The sequence below is a fragment of the Buttiauxella massiliensis genome (assembly GCF_902500225.1).
Taxonomy (GTDB): Bacteria; Pseudomonadota; Gammaproteobacteria; order Enterobacterales; family Enterobacteriaceae; genus Buttiauxella; species Buttiauxella massiliensis.
This window is the reverse complement of the sequence record NZ_LR722669.1, coordinates 17802-41677: the sequence shown is the minus strand read 5'-3', so window position 1 is coordinate 41677 and position 23876 is coordinate 17802. Positions and strand designations below refer to the sequence as shown.

The following is a 23876-nucleotide window of genomic DNA, read 5'->3' as shown; positions in this document are numbered from 1 at the left end:
TGAATGAATACAACAGTGAGCGGCCCCATGAATCCCTGAATAACCTGACGCCGGAAGAATACCGGCTGATGGCTGAGAAACCGGAAATCTCAAAAAGTGCGTGGAACTAAAGCTGGGATACTTACAATGCCAGTCGACGTCATATCGACGATTACGAGGATCTTTATGATGTTCTAGAATTAAGCTCCACAGATGACGACCACGTTTGTGGGTCAATCCTGAAAACTCAATGTTGTGCTCAATCTTTTGCAGCAGAAGTGGATGAAGACCATTTTTTCGCATAGCCCACCAAGCCATTACCGGGCTATCAAGGGATTCGCTAAACCAAGTCATGAGGTGACCTAGCCTTCTAGGGATTGTCTCAAACCCCCCAGCCAAGCGATGGTAATCTGACGGATTATCGTCTTCATCACGCCATTCAAGGAGATTATCGTTACTCACTCCACGTTTGCGTTCATCGTCAGAGATATCCTGCAGATCATCATCGATTCCATAAGCTTCTTGCGGATCGAAAGTCTCTGCATCGTTATCGGCAAACTCGTTATATCTTTTCTTCTGTTTGGCTGATCGAATATTCGCATCCATAACGCAAAGCCATTCTGGATGCGGGCGTGGAACAGCTTCAGAGAATAATCTCGCACCTTGTACTGTGCGCAGTACATGAACAACTTGACCACGTTCATACGGTGCCAGAATTTTCGGGTCCTGCCTGCTTTTGGCGATCACTGAAGCTCGCCACCGACGCGGATCATCTGCTCGTTCAGCCCATGCTTCCATACTCTTCCAGAGCAACGGATGACCGGAATAGGCTATGGCAGTAACGCCTCTATCACGCCATTTGGCTTCGACCTCTTCAGGAAGTCCACAATCAAATGCATAAATTCTGGAACGATCATACTGACCATCATGATTGAGACCCTGAAGGAGGTATTTAACTGGTGGGTCTTCTGCCTGGTAGCCCACCAGAACAACAATATATCGCTCAAGAAGAAGCTTGATAAAGTTGGTTGCCCATCCTTCTGAAAGGTAAGCTCGTCCAAAGTCTGCACTGCTCAGCACATAAGGATGGCTTACTGAGTCTTCATCGACCAGACGACCATGAAGATACGTAATTCCCTCAATTGACGAACCGAAATTTAGATCTGGAAAAGCAGGCGGTACATATAGGGCTAGGTCATCTTGCCCTTGGTCAACTTCGAATAGTCGGTCAAAGTTTGTCGTGACAATCTGTGGAACTCCACTCTGATTTGAGGAGATTCGTTTGATAAGGGCATGCTCGCGTCCAACCACTCTTTCAGAACGGAAAACACTTAGGCGCTTTGTTACTAAGGCATTAACTTCATCCTTGCCATATTCAAGATGAAGTAAATTGAAAATTTGGTCTAGAGGGACATTCGCCGAAGATTGGTCGTGAAGCCACGGGAGAAATGCAGCCATAATTTCTGAGTCGTGTGGCGGGTCAAAGTATTCAATTACGTACTGAGTGAGGTCTACAAAGGTTGGCATCCCAGAAGGTAATGAAACCCCTGCACCACATAGAAATACGACTCTACCTGCATCACAGCGTTCTAAGAGAATGTCTGGTATAACAGGACCTTCGGCATGGAATCTCATGAGCTCAACTTATCAAGACACTAATTGATTATTCTATTTTACTATTTTCACAGATATGATGAATACTGAAATGATATAAAGTCTTTTTAATTTCAGTGATATACCTCAAAAGAAATGCAAAATAATTCAGCTTTTAAATTTCAAGAAGTCCTGAAAATAGTTCAGAGTTACGGACCACTGGCAAGAGATGCATTGCCACAAGCAAAGTACAAACTTAACCAACGCTGATAGTTGTCCAGTAAACTGCCATATCGCATCTTTGTCTCTTTTATAGTAAATAATCCCTGAATAGTGAATGACAGGCAGCCGCAAACCTCCGCAATAATCGGATAAGCAGTCTGCCAGTCAGGATAGTTGGTTGATAAGGTAAGGTGCTTATTTGCGGGAGTCGTCAATTCGTTCTTGCAGCCAGTATTCGACTTCACTTTGCTTCCAGCGAGAACTACGACCCAGCTTAATCGGCTTTGGAAATAAACCGTCTTTGATTAGCTTATAAAACCACTTATCAGTCAGGCCAGTGAATCTGGTAATGAACCGCATATCCACCAGTTGGTCATCAAGCAGAGAAATTTGAGTTGTCATTGTACTGTCTTCCATTGTGGGATTGACCTGAGCGGGTGGTTGATTGCCTGTAACCACCCGCCCTTCCACATCAATGGGGTAATATGTAAAAAAGTGCAGAACCCAAATTACAGAGGTCTGGGTCGTCCCAGTCCGCTGGGCGTTGGTACCTCATTGCTTCCGTGGTAATAACAACCGTGCTTTTGCTCCTCCTTTGCAAGATAGCTGATGATGTATCGCAGTCCCTTGATAGCTTCGGCATCATCGTAATTTACGGGCTTATCAATATTGGCCGTATAAGTGGGTTTAAACGTACATCGGTTGTAATATCCTTCCTGCTCCGTTATTTCTCGCCATATTGCTCCGATGCGTTCGGCTATCGGGAATGTAGCTTGGTTAATGTGCCTGTCGAGATAGAAAACAATATGGGCATGACAGCCATGTTCGTCAGTACTTTCCAGTACCCAGAAATATCCTGTCAGGTTTGAGCCTTGCATAGTTCTTTCCACAAGAATACGTACTTCACTTTCAGTTTCTTTCCAGGAGTTGCGTTTGAAACGGCTTGTGCCTTTCTGATAGAACAGATCGATTCTTAATGCCTGTATTCGGGAATAGCGAGCCAGTAGTTGATTAAGGTGATCATTGAGAAGAGACAGCAGAAACCAGTTCATCGTATATCGGGATATATAAGGGTACGGGGTATTCATTTATTTATCCTTTGTGAGGTGGTGTACAAAGGATGGGGATACGTTGTAATTTTTAAGTGGAAAGTATCTCCCTTGGGAGAGATACTCGTTAAGGCATTATCTGTTAACAAATGGTCAGATAAAGGGTAATCGGGGACCGTAGGTTGTAGCGCAGCTAACGGATGATTTACTGATGGATGACCACTAAACATGCATATGTAGGAAAAGGAATACCCCTTAATTATACTAAAAACCCAAATGTTCATTCCTGATGCATGAGACCTGTCTTTTCAGTACTCAACCATCTCACAGAAAAATCATCAGAATTTCCACAGAACTTAGTCAGTAATAAATCACATTAAAATCAGTTAATTATCATAAATAAATCAGTGTTTTTTCAGTCTGTGACCTGATGCCCTGCCTCGTAACAGGGCGCATGCTAACCTACCTGTGTATAAAAATCAGGGAGAGAGAAATGCTGCACTACGACATGGTCCGTTTTGAAATTATGTATCTGAGAGCGCTGGATGAGCTTTTAAAGACGGATAATTCTTTGCTCTATAGTAGCTATGACACACCAGAGCAGTTTAGGGACTTAATCACCTGGATACTTGAACAGCACTTTGTCGGGGATAAGGGGCGGATAAATGATGCCCGTAAAAAACTGAAATACTGGGCTGATTTGAAGCTCATCGATAAAGAATATTTTGAATGTTTTAAGGGAACGCCAAGAGCAACATGGTTTGCACATCACTATATTTTTGAATATCCCATTCTGCCTCCAGAAGTAAAACTAGGTGGGTTGGGAAGTACATTTCCTGATACCAACGTGTTTAATAGTATTTTAATGGATCCCCCACCTTTCGAAAACCTGAGCAATTTCTCACTGGATATTGCCGCTGATAACCTTAACCTAGATTTCATATTAAAACCCGATACTGAGAACCCTAAGAAACCAAAGCGCTCATTTTCTCGTTTTTATCTTAATAGTGGAGCGAGTACTGATTCATATAACCCCAGCCCGGTAACAGAGCGTGAGCAGATTAATGGTGTAATGAGATACATTGATAATGCGGAGGGAACGCTTGACGATAAAATATCTTATTTCAGAAAACTACATGAGTGCTGGCTGGATCAATATAATTTTTTTCTCAGGGATTTTGAATGGATGTCCAGGGATGATGAAAATCAGTTGTTGTATCTGTGGGACTATCTTCAAGGTAAAAATAAGATAGCAGGCTATCTTCGTCCTTATAATACGTCGATGCGATATGACATGATGATTGCTGCGATTGACGTCTGGAATGTTTCGCCGGATGAGAAACTGGAATTCATTGAAAAGATGAAACATGCCTGGCAGGCATCAAAATCTTACAAGAAATCTAAAAAGTAACATGTCTGCAATCTAAATAATTTCAGATAGATATTATTCTTCTGAACATACGTCATTAACGGCAGAACCTCACGGTTCTGCCGTTTTTTGTTTGATTTGTCTCAGGAGATGTCATGAAAAATCAAGAAGGCCTGCAGCCACTGCAGGACTCACTTATGGGCTTACCAGAATGGGCCTCAGAGCGGCTTATGCAGCAAATTCGTCAGCTTACAAACTACGAGCCGGCTATCGGCATTATGGGGAAAACAGGTGCCGGTAAATCATCTCTCTGCAATACCCTGTTTCAGGGCAAAGTTTCGCCCGTCAGCGATGTGACAGCCTGTACTCGTGAGCCCTTGCGCTTCCGGCTGAAGGTTGGTGAGAGGAGCATGTTACTGGTGGATTTACCGGGTGTTGGTGAAAGCGAACAGCGAGATACGGAATATGCAGCACTCTACCACCAGCAGTTACCGAAGCTTGACCTGGTGCTGTGGCTGATTAAAGCCGATGACCGCGCACTGGCAGTCGATGAGCAGTTTTACCATCAGGTTATTGGTGAGCAGTACCGGCACAAAGTGCTGTTCGTTATCAGTCAGGCTGACAAGATTGAACCAACAGATACCCTCGGTGGCGGATTATCAACTGCTCAGAAGCGCAGCATCAGTCGTAAAATCGTTGCCCTTCATAAGCTGTTCCAGCCCGTTCATCCGGTCTGTGCGGTATCGGTGCGCACGAATTGGGGACTCAGGGTTATGGCAGAGCGTTTGGTCCGCAGCCTGCCGCGTGAGGCCAGCAGCCCGGTGGTGGCACAACTGCAGCGCCCCTTTCGTACTGAACAGGTAAAGGAGAAAGCGCGCAGTGATTTTGGTGAAACGGTCGGTGCCGCGCTGGATATGATGTGCAATGTTCCCCTGATACCCGCCCCGGTACGCACGGTGATACGTGCCGTGCGTGACACAGTAGTCTCTGTGGCCCGCGCCATATGGGATTTTTTCTTCTGAGTTTCCTTCTTTTACTTCCTGTCGTTAATCCAGATATCTGAGGTGTTATATGTCCCGTTTAGCTTCCCGCTTTGGTGCGGCGAACCTCGTTCGTCGTGACCGCCCGCTGACTGATGATGAGCTGATGCGCTTTGTGCCCAGCGTGTTCAGTCAGGAAAAACATGAATCACGCAGCGCACGTTATACCTATATCCCGACCATTACCTTGCTGGACAGCCTGCGGCGCGAAGGCTTTCAGCCCTTCTTTGCCTGCCAGACGCGTGTACGTGACCCGGAGCGTCGGGAGCACACAAAGCACATGCTGCGCCTGCGTCGCGAAGGGCAAATCACCGGTAAGCAGGTGCCGGAAATCATTCTGCTTAACTCATACGATGGCACCAGCTCGTACCAGATGCTGCCGGGGTTGTTTCGCCAGGTTTGCCAGAATGGGCTGATTTGTGGTGAAACCTTTGGCGAGGTGCGTGTGCCGCACAAGGGGGACGTGGTGAGTCAGGTGATTGAAGGCGCGTATGATGTACTGAGTATTTTTGACCGGGTGGAAGAGAAACGCGATGCCATGCAGTCGCTGATGCTACCGCCTCCTGCACAGCAGGCACTGGCAAAGGCTGCTCTCACGTATCGCTTTGGAGAAGACCACCAGCCAGTTACCGAATCGCAGGTCCTGACTCCCCGCCGTTACGAAGATGACAGCGATGACCTGTGGACCACCTATCAGCGGGTTCAGGAAAACCTGATTAAAGGTGGTCTGAGTGGGCGTAATGCGAAAGGGAGTCGCACACATACCCGGACGGTGCGCGGCATCGATGGTGATGTAAAGCTCAATCGTGCGCTGTGGGTGATGGCAGAGACAATGCTGTCGCAGTTTCAGGATGCGTGAACTCACAGTTTGCACTGAAAAACGTTAAGGCAACGTTAAAGAATGACACACCCTGTCATTTTTTCGGTCCATCAGTGAGGATTAATTAACCAGAAATGGCTGCAGCCCCTGTTAACACTGAACTTCCGGGTGTTAAGAAATAGTCCCCTCAGTTGACACACCCTGTCACACCCCCTCTCTAGAATCATATTCCTTTCAAACAGTTAGATCGTATGGAGAAATGATAATGACACAGACAGAGCGCCGCCACGACAGGCTGGCGATCAGACTGTCGCTGATTATCAGTCGCCTTGTCTCGGGTGAAACGTTAGATATGCGCAGACTGACCGCAGAGTTTGGTGTATCCGCACGTACCCTGTACCGGGATTTTCGCGAACGCCTGATGTATCTGGATCTCGAATGCCGCAATGGTTGTTACCGTCTGCGAGCCGGTAGCGGTGGTGCACAGGCAGAGCTGGATGTCCTGACCTTTGCCCATCGCACGGGCATGGCGGGTTTATTTCCCGGTCTCGATCGTCGCCTGGTCGGCCTGCTGCTGGCCTGTGATGACGTGCCCTGCCTGACCGGAGACAGTACCAGCGGCATTTCCCCTTCCGCCTCGCTGTCTTTTTATCGCCTGATAAAAGCTATCACCACCTGCCAGCGCGTGACGCTGCTGGCTGACGGACAGCGTTGTGAACGGCTGGCTCCTTACCGGCTGATTGCGAAAGACGGTACATGGTACCTGGTTGCTGAACATCACGGGCATCCGGCGGTATTCACCCTGGATGAAATCCATACCATCCAGCCCACGAAAGAAACGTTCACGCGTAACGGGCGACTTTACCGGCTGGTGGAGGAGGCCACTTTCATCCAGGCCCTGCCACATTTTCGCTGTATTCAACAGTCCCTGAAGTCCCTGTCTTTACCCTGATTTTTCACCGACCCACATCCGTTTTGCGGATGTGGGTCTTTTTTATTCTTTATTTAATAAGGTTAATACGATGAAGCAAAACCTGAACACCAGTTACCGGCTGGTATGGAATGAAGTACTGGGCGCATTTGTTGTGGTCTCTGAGCTGGCGAAAGCAAAAGGAAAACGCAGCGGTGCGGTGCTGGCACTGGCGGTTGCCGGACTGCTGGTAAGTCCTGCCGCGCTGGCTGATGATGCGCCGGGCAATACCAGTACCATCGCTGCCGGAGACGTGGTGAACAATGCCGTTATCAGCAACCATGACACCCAGCAGGTATTCGGTACGGCAAACAACACGGTCATCAACACGGGTCAGGAATATGGCGATGATGACGAGGCCAACAGCGGTGGTCAGTTTGTTCAGGCTGGTGGCGTGGCAAACCAGACGACCGTTAATGATAACGGCCTGCAGGGCGTGCTGGCAGGCGGCCGCGCCACGGACACCACCGTCAACAGCGGCGGCGGTCAGAGCGTGCATGGTCAGACGGTGGATACTGTGCTGAACGGCGGGTCCCAGTGGGTACACAGCGGTGGCAGCGTATCCGGTACCGTCATTAATGAAGGCGGATATCAGCTGGTAAAAGCCGGGGCGCAGGCGACCGGTACCGTGGTCAACACCGGTGCGCAGGGTGGCCCGGATGCGGAAAACAGTGACGGGCAGTGGGTTGCCGGTACCGCAACTGATACCACCATTAATATCAATGGTCGGCAGATTATTGCAGCGGGCGGCATTGCGACCGGTACGGTCATTAAAGCCGGTGGTGACCAGAGTGTGCAGGGTTCGGCAAACAATACCCGTCTGGATGGCGGTAATCAGTACGTGCATGCCGGTGCATCTGCAGCAGACACGGTAATAAATGCAGGCGGCTGGCAGGTGGTGAAAAACGGTGCGACAGCTGACACCACCACGGTCAACACGAATGGAAAACTGCAGGTGAATGCCGGTGGAACCGCCGCGAATGTTATCCAGAATTCCGGAGGCGCACTGGTGACGAATACCAGCGCCACCGTGTCCGGGACCAACAGCCTGGGTAACTTCAGCGTGGATGCGGCAACCGCGAGCGCCACTAACGTGCTGCTGGAAAACGGCGGGCGTCTCGATGTACTGGGTAATGGCATTGCTGATGCCACCACGGTCAATCAGGGCGGTATTCTGGCCGTCGCGACCGGCGGTAAAGCTCAGAGCATCGTGATGCACGACGGTGGTGTGCTGATTGCGGATACCGGCGCAACGGTCAGTGGCACGAATACCTCCGGGGCGTTCGGAATTGATGCGGCAACCGGCAAAGCCAGCAACCTGCGTCTCGATAATGGCAGCCAGTTTTCCGTCCTGGGCAACGGCAGTGCGGATCACACCACCGTAGGGGCGGGCAGTACGCTGAATGTGGCGCAGGGCGGTACGCTCACCGGCACCACCGTCTTCAATGATGGAGCATCCCTTACAGGGAATGCCAACAACAGCGGACAGTTGCAATTCAGCACGGGTAACGGGCAGAACGCGGCCATCAACGGCTCGGTTAACGGTGAGGGGCAGTTACTCAAGGACGGAGACGGTACCCTGACGGTGAGTAACGGCACGCTGTCCCAGTCACAGGTGACCCTGAATCAGGGTTCGCTGGCGCTGAATAATGCCGTTATTAACAGCGACATTATCGCACAGTCCGGCACACAGGTGCGTCTGACCGGTAACTCGGTCATTAACGGGGCGATTGACCCGACCGATGTCTCACTCGACAGCGGTGCCAGCTGGAATATTCAGCGTGGTGCGACGGTTAAATCGGTGCTCGATAACCTGGACAGCGCCGGAACCATCAGCTTTACGCCAGCCACAGGCAGTCACTTTGTCCCTGAAACGCTGACGGTGACGAATCTGACGGGCCGCAACGGCACAATTAACCTGTCCCTTCGCCTTGATGACCCTGCCTTCCCGACCGATATGCTGGTGATTGACGGCGGAAGAGCAACCGGTAAAACCTGGCTGAACTTCACTAATGCTGGTGATGCCGGGATCGGCCTTGCCACTACCGGCAATGGTATCAAAGTAGTGGATGCGATTAACGGAGCCACTACCGATGCGGGTGCTTTTGCACTGGGTCGTAAACTGCAGGCCGGGGCGTATAACTACACCCTGAACCACGGCAGTGCCGATGAGAACTGGTATCTTTCCAGCGAAGCCGGCTACCGTGCCGAAGTGGCACTGTACGCCTCTGTGTTTGCGCAGAGCATGGATTATGACCGGGCACTGGCAGGCTCATACAGCCAGCGTAGCAGTGCAGTAGTGGACCAGGGGCTCTGGGGACGTATTCAGGGCGGGCATACCGGGCATGATGGTAATGGTGGCATTGCACAGGGTGACACGCCTGAAAGCAGCGGCAGCTATGGCTTTATTCAGCTCGGTGGTGACCTGTTCAGACACGACACCGGTGCGCTTTCGCTGACATCAGGTCTTTACGGTGCGGCAGGCCAGTCGTTGGTGGCTGTGAAAAACGATGACCGCTCTGCGGCAGGCTCCGTGCGCGACACGGTGTACAGTCTCGGTGGGTATCTGACAGCCGTTCATACAACCAGCGGGCTGTGGGCTGATGTGGTGGCGCAGGGTTCACGTCACAGCCTGAAGGCCAGTTCCGATGACAACCGTTTCGACACCCGGGGTACCGGCTGGCTCGCCTCATTGGAAACCGGTATGCCGTTCAGTGTCAGCCAGGGACTGGTGCTGGAGCCGCAACTGCAGTACGTCTGGCAGGGACTACAGCTTGATAATGGCCATGATAACGGCGGTTACGTGAACTTTGGTGACGGTAGCGCTCAGCATGTCCGTGCCGGTATCCGTTTCGGTAGTTCATCTGAAATGGACTTCGGTAAAGGCACCTCAACCGTGGCAGGTTTTGCTGACAGCATGAAGCGCAGCGTCAGCGAGCTGCCGGTGAACTGGTGGGTGCGCCCGTCAGTTATCCGCACCTTCAGCAGTGATGGCGAGATGAGCATGGGCACCGCAACGGCTGGCAGCAATGTCAGCTTCAGCCCTTCTCAGGATGGCACATCTGTTGATTTCCAGACCGGTATTGATGCGCTTATCCGCCAGAACGTGACGCTGGGTATACAGGGGGGCTATACCCGCAACGTCAGCGGTAGCAGTGCTGATGGCTACAACGGTCAGGCAACGCTGAACGTCGCTTTCTGATAACGCATCTACCCCATTTACGGGGCATCACATAACCACACCAGGCCCCTGTTGTTCTCGCAGCAGGGGCCTTTTGCATTCAATCGCAACACCGTTTTCTGTCTTCAGACTCACCTGCTTTATCCCGATTTTTATCAACTACATCACGCCAGCCCTTACCGGCTGGTTTTTTATTACGGAGCAAAACCATGACCACACAAACTGATACAGCCCACTCGCCGATGAGTGATTCACACATGTCTACCCTCATTACGGCCAGCCTGGTACCCGATGAACAGCGCCTGGATTTCTGGCCGCTGCACTTCGGGCGTATCCCGCAGTGGATTTTTATCGAGACCCGTATCTTTGGCTGGATGGATCGCTTCTGTGAAGACTACAGCGGTGGTATCTGGCATTTCCATACACTCAGCAACGGTGGTGCATTTATGACACCCGAGGCTGAGGATGATGAGAAATGGACGCTGCTCAACAACATGAACGGCAATAGTGCGGAAATGAGCGCTGAGGCGGCGGGCATTGCGGTGTGTTTGATTGAATACAGCCATCACGCCTGTCGTACAGAGTGCGATGCCATGACACAGCATTTCTACCACCTGCGCGACTACGCCCTGAGCCATCCTGAGTCCCGTGCCATTCTCACCATCATTGATTAAGGAGTTTTACCATGGAGAAACAACAGGCTCTCTTTACGCCGGAACTGCCGTTGACCTCACTGCGCACCATCAAACGGGCTCTGAGTCTGCTTGACCAACACCTTCGCGAACCGGGTGTCACGTTTACTTCCACACAGGCCGCCCGCGACTGGCTCAGGCTGAAAATGGGCACCCTTGAGCGCGAAGAATTTATCGTGCTGTATCTCAATAACCAGAACCAGTTGCTTGCACACGAAACGTTGTTCACCGGGACAATCAGTCACATCGAAGTCCATCCCCGCGAGGTGGTGAAACGCGCCCTGTATTTTAACGCGGCGGCAGTAATCTTTGCCCATAACCACCCGTCCGGCGAAGTGACTCCGAGCCAGGCAGACAAGGCCATAACCCAGCGACTGGTACAGGCGTTGATGCTGGTGGAGATCCGGGTACCAGACCACCTGATTGTCGGTGGCAGGCAGATATTCTCCTTCGCGGAACATGGTCTTCTTTAACAGGAATAAAATTATGAATAACGACGCAATCCAAACTTGGGGTCTTAGACGAGATATCACTCCGTGTTTCGGATCCCGACTGGTGCAGGAAGGTCATCGCCTGCATTTTCTGGCTGACCGGGCAGGATTCACCGGCTCATTCAGTGAGGTGCAGACCCTACAACTGGATGAAGCCTTCCCGCATTTTGTCGCACATCTGGAGCTGATGCTGCTCTCCTGTGAGCTGAATCCCCGGTACGCGCACTGCGTCACGCTGTACCGTAACGGGTTGACCTGTGAAGCCGATACGCTGGGCAGTTATGGGTATGTGTATATCGCAATTTATCCCACAAATCAGGCTAAAGACTGATCCTTAGCATCATCTCAGCTTTGTAAGCCATCAAATCTTCCGTTCCTTTATATAAGAGACTCAACATATGCAAATCTCAACTGTATCGGCCACGGTGTCGGTTTCGTCACATCTGTCACCCGTACAGGTCTGGCGGCAACTGTTAACGTATCTGTTAAAACACCATTACGGCCTGACGCTTAATGACACGCCATTCCATAATGACACGGCCATTCAGGAGCATATCGAAGCGGAAATAACACTGTCTGATGCGGTGAATTTCCTGGTAGAACGTTATGAGTTGGTGCGTATTGACCGCAAAGGATTCACTTGGCAGGAGCAGACGCCATTCCTTACCGCGACCGATATTCTCAGAGCAAGGCGAGCAACCGGACTAATGAATACTTAATTTCTTCGAGCCTCATTTCTGATGTGTGCCCCAGAACTTTGTCCCTTTTTATTCACAATATACCCGCCAGCTATTCTCAACTGACGGGTATTTTATATGGGCTAATAAAGCGGATGACTAGGCATTTGCTACTATTACTTAACGTCGAAAACGATGCGTAGCAAGAAGGCTTCCAGGTCCTCACCACTAGTCGCCACCACGCCGTTAATCATCGACCAGGTGAGGATTTTTCGCTGGTGATTGTCATAAAGGTAATAGTAACCATCGCCAATATCACAAAGCGGGACGGCCTGCGGAGGATAGTCCTTGCCGTCACGCAGCGGTTCTATCGCGCTCAGAATATTCAGATGTGACGTCGCAGGAACCCCAAGGCCGTTAACCTCCGTAGCCCCGGAGGCAATCAAACCAAACTCCGACAAATAGGCTTTATATTCCGTGGAAAAATGCATCCGTAACGCCTGTTCCGCAGTTGTGATTTCATCCTCTTTCGCAGGGCGAATATCGGCACCGTGCGCTACGACCTGTTGCTCTAACTTTTTCATGCTGCCTCCGTTTCCTGACGTTGTTTAATCTCTTCCGCTCGCGCTTTCCAGTGCGCCTCACGCTCTTTGGCAAACGCGCCACGATCGATTTCAGACTCTTTTGTAGTGTCGTGCAGAATAGTGTTATTGCCACCTTCCATGTGCTGCGCGTGCGTCAGCTCCGCCAGCGGGGAATCTGCCTTCTGCCCGACGTGATGTAACTCAATCGGCTTACCATTGGTATCCAATGGCGACTTCCCCTTTTCCATACGTTCGAGGTTGGTATCACCTAACACATCGGTTTGATCCAGGTCGATTTCGGTATTAATTAACGCATCATTGCCATTAACGGTCCGACATTCCAGACCTGCATCCTGGTAAATCGTCGCCTCTTCTTCGCTGTTTATACTTTCGATCACCTCATCACTGTAACCTTCCTCGCTTAAGACCTCTTTGGTTTCTTCAGAGAGCGGAGTCAACTCGTTGCGCGGCAGTTCCAAGTCAACAGGCCTGTCGAGTTCTTCGACATTAATGTTCTCGATCTGCAACTCTTTCACACTTTCCATCAGATCGCCGAGTGCTTCCACTGCCAGCTCTTTTAATACTGCCATCTCAATCATGCTACTGCCTCTGGGGTGACGTGTTTACGCCATGCGGCATAGACCTTCAGGTATTCATCATTTCTGCTAGCCAGCTCGCGCATAAAACACTGCTGCACCGCCAGTTCAAGCCCTGTGGGTAGCTCACCAGTTTGCTTAACAATAAGCTGGCGGAACGACTGTTCCAGTTCAGTAAAGCCCGGGGCGGTGCGAACGCATCGTTCAATGGCGGTGGTGCAATCGAGAAGATTAACGACCAGTTTTGCCAGGCGAGAAAAATGCTGTTCGTTTTGCAGACTGATTTCTCCGGTTGCGCGGAACTCTTCAAATAGCGTTTTCAGTGCAATTTTCTGCCCGGTTGCCAGCAAACTACCTTCCAACCCGGCTTCCAGCGTCGCCAGTGGGATCTCCAGCGGCTGGCGCAAGCGCGGAGCCATCAGCCAGGCGATCAATTGCTGGTTAAAAAGCTGGGGGCGACACGTATTCACGGCGGCGGCTTCGTAGCGGTAGATATCTTCTTTCCCGGCAAACTTATTAATCCGACACAGCACCGGTTCCAGCCAGTCGTTTTGGTAAACCAGTGCCACCCCTTTCGGCAGCCGCGCCAGCTCATCAAGCTGCTCGTCGTTCAGACCTGCGGATTTACCGGCAATGCGTCGGTCGGCTTCATCCGGCAGACGCATAATTATTTTGGTGTTGGTATTACGAATCGCAGAGATATCAACGGCATAAGGGGATTGATCGGCAATGATAAATCCTTCACCCCAGGTACGCATTTCGGCAATCGCGTTGGAGAGCATTTCCACCGATTTTCCGGTAATGTCATTCCCTTCCCCGCCACCGCCGGAGGTGCTGCGCTTAAGGATGTTGTGCGCCTCCTCCAGCACCGTGACGTGTTTTAGCGGTTGGTTCATGCCTGAAAACGCGGCTCGGTGTTCGCTCAGGCGAATCACCAAGATCCCCATGATTAGGGATTTCGTTTCCTGAGAACCAATGCGGCTGAGATCGACAATCACGTTGCTGTCGAACAACTCCACGTTATCAATTTCTTCGCCACAGAAAATCAGACCGTTTAGCCCGTTGGTCAACGATTTCACGCGCGTCACCAGTGAGCCGGTGTAGTTGCTTTTAAGCTCCTGGGAGTAGGCGGAATCATCGATCACCGCTTTCAGTTGCGCCAGCAGATCGTTGAACGTCGGGAATAGCGCCGGGGTGAAACGGTTAACGGAACTGACCATGTCCCAGCCGCATTCGCTGTAGCTTTGCAGAATTGCTTCTTTCAGGATGGCGGGCATCGCGGCGTACATCGGCCAGCACATAGTGAAAATCTCCACCAGCCGGTCAATGTGTTCAAGGACGTGGGTTTCACCCGGGAAGCGGAAGGGGTTGATACGCAGCAGTTCGCTGTATTTCGCATTGCTGCCCAAAACCCGCACATCGCTGCGGTGACCAAACATATGTTTGTATTCACCTTTCGCCGGCTCAATCACCATAAACGGCACCTGATGGCGGCCTAACTGGGAAAGAAGCTCGTAAATGGTGTTACTTTTCCCCGCGCCGGTGGAGCCCGTCACAAAGAGGTGGCTCGCCAGTTGGTTAACATCCAGGTTGATGGTTTGCGGCAGGTCATTCCATAAGTGGCGGATCGAGCCCAGGCAAATTTCGCGCTCGGCACGGGTTCTCGCGCCATTGCTGTCAAGACGCTGAACTTTACGCCCGAAAGCCTGGGTCTGAAGCACCGCCACGGTGGAGGTAGAGCGGCGCGGCAGGCTCAGCTGAATCGCCATTTCTTTGCCCGATACAAGCGTCGCAGGCGTCAGGTAATCAATATTGATGCCTTCAGAGAAGGCCGGTGTAAGGCGCGGATGCGTGAGCGTCGCCAGCCAGTCAAGCACCACCTTTTTGTTTTGCGACTGCCAAGTCGTCAGCGCAAAATCCTCGGTGCTCGAGCGGCTGCCGCGCATCAGGCCGAGGAAAATACTGGCTAAGGATTCAGACGAGGCCGCGCTGTCGCCGATAAAGTAGGCTGCGGTTTGCCAGCCGCCGTAGGTACGCGCTTCGTTGACGCGCTCCAGATGATGGTCAACTTTTTCCAGCATCTTTTCGATGGTCTTGTCGCTTACTTCTAGCGAGATTTGCTGGCTGCTGCCTTGGGTTTTGTTCAGCGAGTGGCTGTCGGTGCGGCTGATGGTATCTGTTTTGCTTGTCGTTGTGCTGCTGGCCTGCGACAGGTTGTCGGTATGGCTTTCGGAAAGGCTTTCCGATCCGCCGCTATTTATGCTGCCAGAGATATTTCTTGGTAACACTGTGTTTTTCAGCAGACTGCCGATGCCGCGGGCTATCCCCATGTTATCGCCCTGAGCGCGTGCCTGTTGATATTCATCATAGGTGCGGGTGAAAGCATCGGAAGTGCTGACGGTTTGCGACTCCCCCCAGCTTTTACTGGTCGATTTGCTGGTGGTATCCGAGGTGCCTTTAGTTTCAGTCATTCCCAGGCTTTCGCCCAGAGACTGGCTTAACCCTTCGCTGATGCTCAAACCTACGCTTTCGCTGTCCTGAACTCCAAACGAGTACTGCCTTTTTGCCAGGCAGGAAAGCTGGGTCGCCACCTGCTCATAGCCGGTGCGGATCACTTCCAGATTTTGCGGCGAAACCGGCTCCGCGAGGATTAGGGCCTGATAAACCCGACTTTCCGCCGCATCAATAAAATGCTCCAGCCCCTGCATAAAATGCTCATGATTATCCGTGGACAAGGACGGCACACCTGTGACAGCGGTGATTGTCGCCGATGGTTCGTCCTGCTGCGCTAACGCCCCCTCAAGCAGTTCGTCGGTTTCACCTGCCGCCAGCGGCACCAGGCTGCTACCGGAAAAATGCCCTTTAAAGGTTTCTTTGAGCAGCTCGCCAGAATTATGCCCCAGCATTTTTCCCGGCGTACCACGCGTACCAATGTACAAATTGGTTTCGCGCCCATCGGACTTTAGGAACAGAAAGACGGCATAACCGGCTGCGCCCAGCGCGGTATAGGCAGCCGTTGTGCTTTCAAGCACCGACTGTTTGTTTTCCTGCACGATGCGCTCAATGCGGAATATACGGATATCCCCGGCACGGTTGACCGGCAGCCCAGTCTGGGTAGAGACGGACTGCAAAGAGTAGTTTTTCATCTCCGCCAGATAACTGCGGTTAATAAGCACTCTTGCCGATTGCAACGTGACATCGGTGCGCTGCTCAAGCTCTTTAAGGCGCGACGGCGTCATGATTTTTTGCGACATAAATCCACCTTTAAAGTAAAGAAATCACCAGTGCTGCCAAGACCGCAAGCGCCCCGCCCGCCATCAACGCAATACGCAAAAAGCCCGGCTGAGAGGGCGCGGAAGAGGAATCCGAGCGCGGACGAGAAGCTGCCTGCGTCTGTTGGGATCGAGGTTGCAGTTGAGCTTTTGGCTTGATGATAATGCGCTCAAAGCCTTTCACTCCGCGCAGGCGCAGCAAATTTCGCACCGAAATCAAGTGTTCGAAACGGACTTTGGCAAAGTTGCTATTCAGATAAGAAGTCTGCAGGTCGTAGTAATCGGCATCCCATTGGGCGGGGTCATTATTCATTTTCCCGGCCAGAGAGTTTTCTTCGTAGCCGACAAACAAATCAGCGATCTGGGACTGAACCCAGGCGACGGCCTTGTTGATGTCATTATCTTCCAGGCGGTTATTTTCAAGCTCACTGATCAAGGCCGAACGCACCATGCTGGTAACGCCTTGTTCAACCATCCTTGCCAGATTAGCTCCGGGTAAATAACCTTGCATATTCATTGTGTTCGTTCCCTCTGTGCACCCGGTGACCGGCACTTTTGCAAATCCAGCAACCCCATTACGAATAAGATACTCACGGACATCAATAAGATGACTGATACGCTTCTCGGCGAAGTTGTTCTGCGCCAGCTTGCGCTGGCGGTCAAAATACCCGGCGTTCCAGTCAAGCTCATCCGGCTCTATGGCTGCGAAGATCTCATTAACCAGGTAGTCATCAAAGAAATCAGCAATGGCGGAGCTGGAGGCGACAATCTGGCGTATTTCATCGCCTTCCAGTTCGTTACGGGTTAACTGCTCCAGTATATTCTTGCGCAGGGTTTGCTGTTTTTTAGCTTTATTGTCCATCATGACTCCCTTTATTAAATGGCCAGCGTGTTATCGAGCTTCGCTTTAAAAGCGATAATCCAGCGCTGCTGCTCTCTCGCCTCAGCAATAGTCTGCTCGCGAACCTCTTTATTATTTAGCCGCTCCTGCATCACACCAATTAAAGCTTCGAACTTTTCGTTAAATTCACGCTCAATAAAGGCCAGATAGTTTTGCACCAGCTTATCTTTATCCGATTCAAATTTTTTCAGCGCGCTGGCCCGGAAATCATTAAATTCGCTTTCGATAATGGTTCGTTTCTCTTTCCAAGTTTCATTCATATCGACATATTCGACGGTGCGGTAATCGTACACAGTACGCTTTCGCCCCCAGGAGAAAGGGTTATACCAGCTGGAATCGCTGACCTCGCGGCCGTTATAAGCTTCCTCTTTGGTTTTAACGTCGCGATCGTTGAGGCTAAGGTTAAGCGACATATCCTGCATGCTCTCTTTGAGGCCCTGCAACATAGGCAAAGCCAGTGTGCGGGCTTCATCGAATATCTCAGCGATAAATTTCAGATACTCTTTTTGCAATTCATCTTTAATATGCTGCTGCCCGTCGGAGAAGGCGATTTCAAAATTGCCGATCAAATCGTTACTGGCAAAGGTCAGTTTCCGCTCGGCATTTTCTAATTCAATTTTTGCACGATTGATATCCACCTCACCTTGGGCGCTAATTTCATTAGACAGTTCCTTTAACAGACGGCGGAACTTCTTATCTTCATGCGTGAATTTATCAGCAATGAACGGCGGTAGCCCTTTCCCTTCACGACGAACCCGTTCTTTATAAGCTTCGGTATCCAGCCCCTTTTTATGCCGCTCCTGCAGGAGATTAATTTCATCATTAATCATCGCCAGCTCTTTCTCATCTTTCTTAAGCTGCTCGGCAAGCTGGGTTTCCTTCATGCCCAGACCGATTGCACGATGCAGTGCGGCATAGGCACGATTCAAACGCGTGGGGACGTTATATTTATCGATGTACTCATCAATCATCACTTCAACAGCCGGCAGGCCACTGCGCTTGAGCACATTGGTGAAGCCGCGTTCTTCAAGGCTGCGACGTACGCGCGAGGTGAGCGGCATGTATTCCGGGAAGTTCATTGTGGGTTCTTCGAGGAACAGATCCGTCATACCGTTTAAATCGCCGCGTTCTTTACGGGTCAGGCCGTCAGGATGTTTACGCAGCAGATAAGTTAACTGTGCGGAAACAGGGTAAATTTGCGGATTATTGATGCCATTATTCTCAAGATATTCTTTCACTCTCTCAAGTGCGGCACCGACATACTCGCCTTTTTCCGGGTCAAAGGCGTCCATCTTGTTCACCACAAAAATAAAGCGATCCTTGCTTTGCTTACCGCCTTTTTGCATGGTTTCCGAAACCAGACTTAGTAGCCTTTTATCATCATCGGTGCTCAGCTGAGTGCCATTTAATACATATAGGATCAGCGGGTTACGCTTAGAATCCTTGATGAAGCTCATCGTTTTCAGCGCGTGATCCGCATCCTGGCTGTTGTTTGGCCCCGGCGTGTCGGTTAGCACCAGACGAACATGGTCGCGCGGTTGCATCGCCACGATATTGCCACGCAGCTCAATTTCCTGCGTATCCGGCAGTTGGTTCCACTCTTTGAGGGTATCGGCATTGATTTCAGGCAGCGAATCTTCCTCGCCGCTGCTGGAAAAACGGCGCGCGGCGAAATTATTCCCCGTGGTTTTATCATCTATTATTTGCGCGATAGTCGCCGTGGTGGCTTCGTTCGCCGCAGGCAGCAGATCCTGTCCGAGCATGGCATTGATCAACGTTGATTTGCCCGAAGACATGGTCGCAACCACATATACGTTAAAATCGTTGTTGAAGGCTTCACGAAAATCGTTACGTACTTGTTCGTTGTTAACGATGTAGTCATTAAACTGCGGGTTGAGCTTCGCCTCTTCCATCAGCGCGTTAATCTCGTCTAGGCGATCTTCCGTCGCCTGCACTGGCTGCCAGCGTAGATTGATTTCCATGCCATTTTCACAGGCTACAGCGGCGGCATCCTGCACGTCCATAAAGTCGGATTCAACGCCTTTGAACTCCACATCGAGCTGAGTTTCGCCGTTTAACAGCGCCTGCAACTCAGTAAACAGAGATTCCACCCAAAGCTGTAAACGCGCTTCTTTATAGCTGGAAAGTTTACAGCCTGATGCAGGCTCTACGCCGTTAACCAGGAATGTTGATTCAACGGTAAAAGGGTTATGTTCCAGATAAATACTGTTCATAGTTTTCCGAATAATTAATTATGCTGTGAAAGAAAAATTTCCAGGGTACGAATACCGCTGTAGGCAACAAACTGTGTCAGCTCAGTTTTATCAAAAATATCGGACTGCGCATTTTCCGGCTGACTTCTTTTTAATTCAGCGCGAACCTGGCGCTTAATCGCGAGAGGAACGTGCGACGCTTCATTGAGGTTAAATTTATTTTCCCTAAATCTTTGAAGCTCAGCCTGCAGACGATGCTTTTGATTACGGGTGATACTTTTACGGCTGAGAACTTTTTTGGCAATTAAAGACGTTTGCATCATCGCCGGGATAATTACCGGCCGTGAATATCCCGTTTGCTCCAGGTAGTTCCGAGTTTTTTCAAGGAAAAGCTCGATCGTCTCACCGCGCTCTTCATCGAGCTGATCCACCTTATTGAGGATAAAAATAATCTGGTTACCTGAGGTCAAGGCAGGACTGTTTTTTATCTCCTGCAGCAGCTGTTTGTCGTCTTGCGTCGCCAACTGGGTTGCATTGAGCACGTAGACCAGTAGTTTTTTCCCCGGTAGCGTCAGCGCCGCATCCAGCAGGGCTTTATGGCTGGCATCCTGGCTGTTGTTCGGCCCTGGTGTGTCGTAAATCACCAGCGGCTTTGCGGTTTTACGCAGGCTCTCAATGCGGCAATCCAGCTCTATATACTTCACCGCCTGATGGTCGTTCCACTGCTTGAGTGTCGCACTTTGCACATTATTACTACGTTCATGGCATTCGCCCTGTTGGGTATAGCTCACTCCTTCGATGCGCTGACGTAAATTTCGGTTATGAGTAATACGCGTCAGCGTCGCCGTTGCTGCTTCATTCGCTGAAAAAAGAACTTCATTGCCAAGTAGCGCGTTAATAAGCGAAGTTTTCCCTGCACTCATGGTAGCCGCAATAATTACATTACAATGTTCAGACCTACTAACTAGTTTCTTGGCGGACTCTTTTTTACCTAGTTTCTTTTCTGCCATGTCCTTCCCTTATATTCCCAGATAACCTCTGATCTCTGTTTCCATTTCTTGCTGCAAACTTTCAGGTGAAATAATTCGCAAATGAGGGAGCCAATATTGCACCACAGGCAAGACTTCATTTTTATGCGACACATGAGACGAGATAATTAACCCGCCATCTGTCAACTCTTTTTCGATGACCTGCCCCAGTACTAAATCCCTGCGTTGAAAATACTCAGCCACTGCAGGGGAAACTTTAATCACCACTTCAAACTTCCGCTCATTACTCCACACGCTCTCTTCATTTTTCAACTCCTCTAATAGGGTTGGCGAGCGCTCAAAGAGATCGAAGGTACAATTGAGGGCAGATATTTTACCGAGCGTGAACTTCTTCATTTTTTGGTCATGCTGCGCGGCGAGATACCAGACTCCGTTATGGTTAATTAACTGGTAGGGTTCAACGCTGTAGTTTCGCTGTTCGGCACGCTTGTAATAACTAAATGACACGCGACGGCGTTCATCAATCGCCTGCTGCAAGCGTGTGAAGTTGTCGGTTTGTTGCTCATTTTTGATATAGCGATGACCCATCACCAGCACATTCTGTGCGGGTGCCGGGTAAAACATGGACTGGAGCATTTTTCTGTCCAGCACCGGGAATAATTCTTTTACACCAGCCACCTTCGCGAAGGTATCAATGCTTGAGGCATCAAACTTGCCGAGATACTCCGGACGCAGGCTGTAGCTGTTCAGTGCAGTGTTTTTTTCTATCCCAGCAATGGCGAGTCGCTCTTCGATATCACGACGAATAGTGCGTTGATGCACCCCGTATTCTTCAGCCAGACCATTAAGCGTTAAAGTCTCGCCACGGTTAAAACGTAATAAAATATCTGCAAGACGCGTAGCTAATAAGAGATTCTTTTTGCTCATTTTTCACTTCCGTGTTTTTTCATCATGTTAGTGAGCTTACATGCGCTAGTTGACAGGTTATGTCACGTATGCAAAAAAACTCTGACATAAATCATTCTGTCGAGATCAATTAAGAGTTATATCGGCACTTATGAACGAAACTTAAGCGAAACATCCTCTTGATCTTACAGCTGACGACATCCAGTAGAACAGGGTTGAATTGAAGGATGAAGAGCTAGCTGAAGGGCGGATTTCAAAATCATGGTATCGCGCCCCCCGTAGATACCGCTGATAAATAGATTTTTCCTGCGTCTGAACTGACCAAAGCCATGAAACAGATTAAAGAACATCAACATTTGTTGGGTAATAAGACCATATCCAGAGATGTTGGCGGCGAGGTAATTCACAGTTACAATCACCAGACTCGAAATCGCTTATGTTTTCAGTGAAATACGTTTGGGGGCCTAATTGGGGGCCCCTGAGTTTTTCGAACAGAGAAAAAACCATTAATAACAAGAGGTATTAGGCTTAAATTCGAGCCCTGTAGGGCGTACCATTTAAACTCAATGAGTTACGCAAAACCCCTCACTAAAAACCACGCATCCAAAAAGTTTATGTAACGGCTGGTGTAAGTAAATTTTCTCAACGCCCATCAACATTAGCGTGGCTTCGCCAGCATTCCCGGATAGTGCTTCGCCACAATATCATTCATCTTTTCTGTCAGATCGTACCGCTTAAAAGTGATGTGCGCGGTTCCTTTCTGAAAGTAACGGATACTGAAGAAATCATCTTCGTAAACATCCTTCGAAGGGTTATCCCGAATATGCTCCATCAATCGAGTAGTAACATCGCCACGATTGTCGGGTATCGGTTTACCATCCAGCAGAAATAGCATTCGCTCCAGATCCGCTAGTTGATCCCTACGCCAACCCCAGTTCAGACTAAATCCCCAGCGGCTATGCGTCACCAGATTGTTGACGATGATCTTTTTACCAAAGCTGCAGGGACTATTGGTTTTGTAATCCCACGACAGCCCTTTAAAGACATTGATAATGCCACGTTCAAAGACGTCCATTTTGTTCAGATGTAGCTGCTCAAAAGTACTGAGGATATTGGCTTCGCTGATGGCTGGAATATTATCGCCCTCAAGATTTCTGTCCCACTGCTCCCTGGCCTGGGCATCCATCAGGCTGAGCATTCCTGATTTTTTCATCAAATCTCGCCATATACTGCGATCAAGATTGCGGGTAATGACGTCCATGGCCGTTGCCATTTTCTCCATTAACCAGCAACCCGAGCGAAAGTCTTGTCGCATGCCCCAGTCTTTTGCCATCCCACCACCAAGACTGCGGGTCAGTGTCGAGATGTCATCAAGTTGCCGGATGAGGGATTCAATCTGTAGCAGCGCAGTATTGCGGCCTGTAACAATACGTTCAATGCTGGTCGAACAGATAAGCTCATTGTGTTCAGTTAATACATCGGATTCTGTTTGCATCGTAAATCGTCCATTAAAGCAAACACGCCTGCCGAAAGTGGCAGGCGCATTATGCGATGAATAAAAAGGGTGGAAAGCGCAGAGATAAAAACCAGGAATGAGGCTCGAAGAATTTACGTATTCATTAATCCGGTAGCTCGCTTTGCTCTGAGAATATCGGTAGCCGTCAGGAACGGTGTCTGCTCCTGCCATGTAAACCCTTTACGGTCAGTGCGTATCAGGTCATAGCGTTCCACAAGGAAATTCACCGCATCAGCAAGCGTAATTCCCGCTTCGATATGCTCCTGAATGGCCGTGTCATCATGGAATGGCGTGTCGTTAAGTGTCAGACCGTAATGGTGTTCTAATAGGTACGTTAACAGTTGCTGCCAGACCTGCACAGGCGACAGGCGTGACGCAACCGGCACCGTGGCCGGTACAGTTGAGATTTGCATATGTTGAGTCTCTTAATAAAGGAGGAAAAGGTTTGAAGTATTACGATGCAGGGATAAAGCTAAAGATCAGTCTTTAACCTATTTTGAGGGATAAATTGCGATATATACATACCCATGACTGCCCAACGTATCGGCTTCACAGGTCAACCCATTACGGTACAGCGTGACGCAGTGCGCGTACCGGGGATTCAGTTCACAGGAGAGCAGCATCAGCTCCAGATGTGCGACAAAATGAGGGAAGGCTTCATCCAGTTGTAGGGCCTGTACCTCACTGAACATACCGGTGAATCCTGCCCGGTCCGCCAGAAAATGTAGACGATGGCCTTCCTGTACCAGCCTTGCGCCAAAGCGTGGTGTGATATCCCGTCGAAGCCCCCATTCGGTGGCATCATTGTTGTGCATG

The 23876-nt window shown here is 50.1% G+C and carries 21 protein-coding genes and 2 pseudogenes; 10 read left to right on the top strand and 13 right to left on the bottom strand.

The window, feature by feature from the left end:
* A pseudogene (locus GC128_RS23205) lies at positions 1-110 on the top strand (integrase); the annotation flags it as partial.
* A 712-nt stretch (positions 111-822) separates the two neighbouring features.
* On the opposite strand, the pseudogene GC128_RS23200 reads toward GC128_RS23205, so the two are convergent.
* From GC128_RS23200 to GC128_RS21775, 3 genes and pseudogenes are all read right to left on the bottom strand, one after another.
* Positions 823-1437: pseudogene (locus tag GC128_RS23200) on the bottom strand (SIR2 family protein); the annotation flags it as partial.
* A gap of 552 nt (positions 1438-1989) precedes the next feature.
* Positions 1990-2196 (bottom strand): helix-turn-helix transcriptional regulator, encoded by a 207-nt coding sequence (locus tag GC128_RS21780; protein WP_151996061.1) that lies wholly within the window; start codon positions 2194-2196, stop codon positions 1990-1992.
* A gap of 107 nt (positions 2197-2303) precedes the next feature.
* Positions 2304-2882: a YagK/YfjJ domain-containing protein gene (locus tag GC128_RS21775; protein WP_151996060.1), complete on the bottom strand. Its 579-nt coding sequence runs from the start codon at positions 2880-2882 to the stop codon at positions 2304-2306.
* Positions 2883-3336: 454 nt separating this feature from the next.
* Between GC128_RS21775 and GC128_RS21770 the strand changes: the two genes are divergently transcribed.
* From GC128_RS21770 to GC128_RS21730, 9 genes are all read left to right on the top strand, one after another.
* Positions 3337-4254 (top strand): hypothetical protein, encoded by a 918-nt coding sequence (locus tag GC128_RS21770; RefSeq protein WP_151996059.1) that lies wholly within the window; start codon positions 3337-3339, stop codon positions 4252-4254.
* A gap of 113 nt (positions 4255-4367) precedes the next feature.
* Positions 4368-5234, top strand: coding sequence for a GTPase family protein (locus GC128_RS21765; protein WP_151996058.1), 867 nt, complete (start codon positions 4368-4370; stop codon positions 5232-5234).
* A gap of 49 nt (positions 5235-5283) precedes the next feature.
* Positions 5284-6111, top strand: a complete 828-nt coding sequence (locus GC128_RS21760) for a DUF932 domain-containing protein (RefSeq protein WP_151996057.1) — start codon at positions 5284-5286, stop codon at positions 6109-6111.
* Between the two features lie 226 nt (positions 6112-6337).
* Positions 6338-7024, top strand: coding sequence for a helix-turn-helix transcriptional regulator (locus GC128_RS21755; RefSeq protein ID WP_151996056.1), 687 nt, complete (start codon positions 6338-6340; stop codon positions 7022-7024).
* 70 nt (positions 7025-7094) lie between these two features.
* Entirely contained in the window at positions 7095-10244 is a 3150-nt protein-coding gene (locus tag GC128_RS21750) for an AIDA repeat-containing protein (RefSeq protein WP_151996055.1), read from the top strand.
* A 188-nt stretch (positions 10245-10432) separates the two neighbouring features.
* The gene (locus GC128_RS21745; protein WP_151996054.1) at positions 10433-10897 is read left to right on the top strand and encodes an antirestriction protein; all 465 of its coding nucleotides are present in this window, start codon (positions 10433-10435) and stop codon (positions 10895-10897) included.
* 11 nt (positions 10898-10908) lie between these two features.
* The gene (radC, locus tag GC128_RS21740) at positions 10909-11388 is read left to right on the top strand and encodes a RadC family protein (RefSeq protein WP_151996053.1); all 480 of its coding nucleotides are present in this window, start codon (positions 10909-10911) and stop codon (positions 11386-11388) included.
* Positions 11389-11401: 13 nt separating this feature from the next.
* On the top strand, positions 11402-11737 hold the full coding sequence (locus GC128_RS21735) for a type IV toxin-antitoxin system YeeU family antitoxin (protein WP_151996052.1): 336 nt from the start codon (positions 11402-11404) through the stop codon (positions 11735-11737).
* A gap of 67 nt (positions 11738-11804) precedes the next feature.
* Positions 11805-12125: a TA system toxin CbtA family protein gene (locus GC128_RS21730; RefSeq protein WP_151996051.1), complete on the top strand. Its 321-nt coding sequence runs from the start codon at positions 11805-11807 to the stop codon at positions 12123-12125.
* A gap of 134 nt (positions 12126-12259) precedes the next feature.
* On the opposite strand, the gene GC128_RS21725 is transcribed toward GC128_RS21730, so the two are convergent.
* The 10 genes from GC128_RS21725 to GC128_RS21680 all read right to left on the bottom strand — a co-directional run bounded on the left by GC128_RS21725 (position 12260) and on the right by GC128_RS21680 (position 23875).
* Positions 12260-12667, bottom strand: coding sequence for an SMI1/KNR4 family protein (locus GC128_RS21725; RefSeq protein ID WP_151996050.1), 408 nt, complete (start codon positions 12665-12667; stop codon positions 12260-12262).
* On the bottom strand, positions 12664-13266 hold the full coding sequence (locus GC128_RS21720) for an HNH/ENDO VII family nuclease (RefSeq protein ID WP_151996049.1): 603 nt from the start codon (positions 13264-13266) through the stop codon (positions 12664-12666). Before GC128_RS21720 ends, GC128_RS21725 begins: the two co-directional genes overlap by 4 nt.
* Complete coding sequence (locus GC128_RS21715) at positions 13263-16517, bottom strand: ATP-binding protein (protein WP_151996048.1); 3255 nt, start codon at positions 16515-16517, stop codon at positions 13263-13265. The genes GC128_RS21720 and GC128_RS21715 overlap by 4 nt, the downstream gene beginning before the upstream one ends.
* 10 nt (positions 16518-16527) lie before the next feature.
* On the bottom strand, positions 16528-17400 hold the full coding sequence (locus tag GC128_RS21710; RefSeq protein WP_226812232.1) for a hypothetical protein: 873 nt from the start codon (positions 17398-17400) through the stop codon (positions 16528-16530).
* 11 nt (positions 17401-17411) lie between these two features.
* Positions 17412-19670, bottom strand: a complete 2259-nt coding sequence (locus GC128_RS21705) for a dynamin family protein (RefSeq protein WP_151996046.1) — start codon at positions 19668-19670, stop codon at positions 17412-17414.
* A gap of 14 nt (positions 19671-19684) precedes the next feature.
* Positions 19685-20659 carry a dynamin family protein gene (locus tag GC128_RS21700; protein ID WP_151996045.1) on the bottom strand — a complete coding sequence of 325 codons (975 nt, stop codon included), beginning with the start codon at positions 20657-20659 and terminating at the stop codon, positions 19685-19687.
* Positions 20660-20668: 9 nt separating this feature from the next.
* Positions 20669-21565, bottom strand: a complete 897-nt coding sequence (locus GC128_RS21695) for a helix-turn-helix transcriptional regulator (RefSeq protein WP_151996044.1) — start codon at positions 21563-21565, stop codon at positions 20669-20671.
* A gap of 637 nt (positions 21566-22202) precedes the next feature.
* Positions 22203-23039, bottom strand: a complete 837-nt coding sequence (locus GC128_RS21690) for a DUF4942 domain-containing protein (RefSeq protein WP_151996043.1) — start codon at positions 23037-23039, stop codon at positions 22203-22205.
* 113 nt (positions 23040-23152) lie between these two features.
* The gene (locus GC128_RS21685; protein WP_151996042.1) at positions 23153-23473 is read right to left on the bottom strand and encodes a TA system toxin CbtA family protein; all 321 of its coding nucleotides are present in this window, start codon (positions 23471-23473) and stop codon (positions 23153-23155) included.
* A 78-nt stretch (positions 23474-23551) separates the two neighbouring features.
* Positions 23552-23875 carry a type IV toxin-antitoxin system YeeU family antitoxin gene (locus tag GC128_RS21680; RefSeq protein ID WP_151996041.1) on the bottom strand — a complete coding sequence of 108 codons (324 nt, stop codon included), beginning with the start codon at positions 23873-23875 and terminating at the stop codon, positions 23552-23554.
* Position 23876 lies beyond the last annotated feature (1 nt).

What these genes read in the sequence shown, in the direction of transcription:
- GC128_RS21780 (WP_151996061.1), bottom strand. Translation starts at nt 2,196, where the DNA reads ATGACAACTCAAATTTCTCTGCTTGATGACCAACTGGTGGATATGCGG.
- GC128_RS21775 (WP_151996060.1), bottom strand. Translation starts at nt 2,882, where the DNA reads ATGAATACCCCGTACCCTTATATATCCCGATATACGATGAACTGGTTT.
- GC128_RS21770 (WP_151996059.1), top strand. Translation starts at nt 3,337, where the DNA reads ATGCTGCACTACGACATGGTCCGTTTTGAAATTATGTATCTGAGAGCG.
- GC128_RS21765 (WP_151996058.1), top strand. Translation starts at nt 4,368, where the DNA reads ATGAAAAATCAAGAAGGCCTGCAGCCACTGCAGGACTCACTTATGGGC.
- GC128_RS21760 (WP_151996057.1), top strand. Translation starts at nt 5,284, where the DNA reads ATGTCCCGTTTAGCTTCCCGCTTTGGTGCGGCGAACCTCGTTCGTCGT.
- GC128_RS21755 (WP_151996056.1), top strand. Translation starts at nt 6,338, where the DNA reads ATGACACAGACAGAGCGCCGCCACGACAGGCTGGCGATCAGACTGTCG.
- GC128_RS21750 (WP_151996055.1), top strand. Translation starts at nt 7,095, where the DNA reads ATGAAGCAAAACCTGAACACCAGTTACCGGCTGGTATGGAATGAAGTA.
- GC128_RS21745 (WP_151996054.1), top strand. Translation starts at nt 10,433, where the DNA reads ATGACCACACAAACTGATACAGCCCACTCGCCGATGAGTGATTCACAC.
- radC (WP_151996053.1), top strand. Translation starts at nt 10,909, where the DNA reads ATGGAGAAACAACAGGCTCTCTTTACGCCGGAACTGCCGTTGACCTCA.
- GC128_RS21735 (WP_151996052.1), top strand. Translation starts at nt 11,402, where the DNA reads ATGAATAACGACGCAATCCAAACTTGGGGTCTTAGACGAGATATCACT.
- GC128_RS21730 (WP_151996051.1), top strand. Translation starts at nt 11,805, where the DNA reads ATGCAAATCTCAACTGTATCGGCCACGGTGTCGGTTTCGTCACATCTG.
- GC128_RS21725 (WP_151996050.1), bottom strand. Translation starts at nt 12,667, where the DNA reads ATGAAAAAGTTAGAGCAACAGGTCGTAGCGCACGGTGCCGATATTCGC.
- GC128_RS21720 (WP_151996049.1), bottom strand. Translation starts at nt 13,266, where the DNA reads ATGATTGAGATGGCAGTATTAAAAGAGCTGGCAGTGGAAGCACTCGGC.
- GC128_RS21715 (WP_151996048.1), bottom strand. Translation starts at nt 16,517, where the DNA reads ATGTCGCAAAAAATCATGACGCCGTCGCGCCTTAAAGAGCTTGAGCAG.
- GC128_RS21710 (WP_226812232.1), bottom strand. Translation starts at nt 17,400, where the DNA reads ATGATGGACAATAAAGCTAAAAAACAGCAAACCCTGCGCAAGAATATA.
- GC128_RS21705 (WP_151996046.1), bottom strand. Translation starts at nt 19,670, where the DNA reads ATGAACAGTATTTATCTGGAACATAACCCTTTTACCGTTGAATCAACA.
- GC128_RS21700 (WP_151996045.1), bottom strand. Translation starts at nt 20,659, where the DNA reads ATGGCAGAAAAGAAACTAGGTAAAAAAGAGTCCGCCAAGAAACTAGTT.
- GC128_RS21695 (WP_151996044.1), bottom strand. Translation starts at nt 21,565, where the DNA reads ATGAGCAAAAAGAATCTCTTATTAGCTACGCGTCTTGCAGATATTTTA.
- GC128_RS21690 (WP_151996043.1), bottom strand. Translation starts at nt 23,039, where the DNA reads ATGCAAACAGAATCCGATGTATTAACTGAACACAATGAGCTTATCTGT.
- GC128_RS21685 (WP_151996042.1), bottom strand. Translation starts at nt 23,473, where the DNA reads ATGCAAATCTCAACTGTACCGGCCACGGTGCCGGTTGCGTCACGCCTG.
- GC128_RS21680 (WP_151996041.1), bottom strand. Translation starts at nt 23,875, where the DNA reads ATGCACAACAATGATGCCACCGAATGGGGGCTTCGACGGGATATCACA.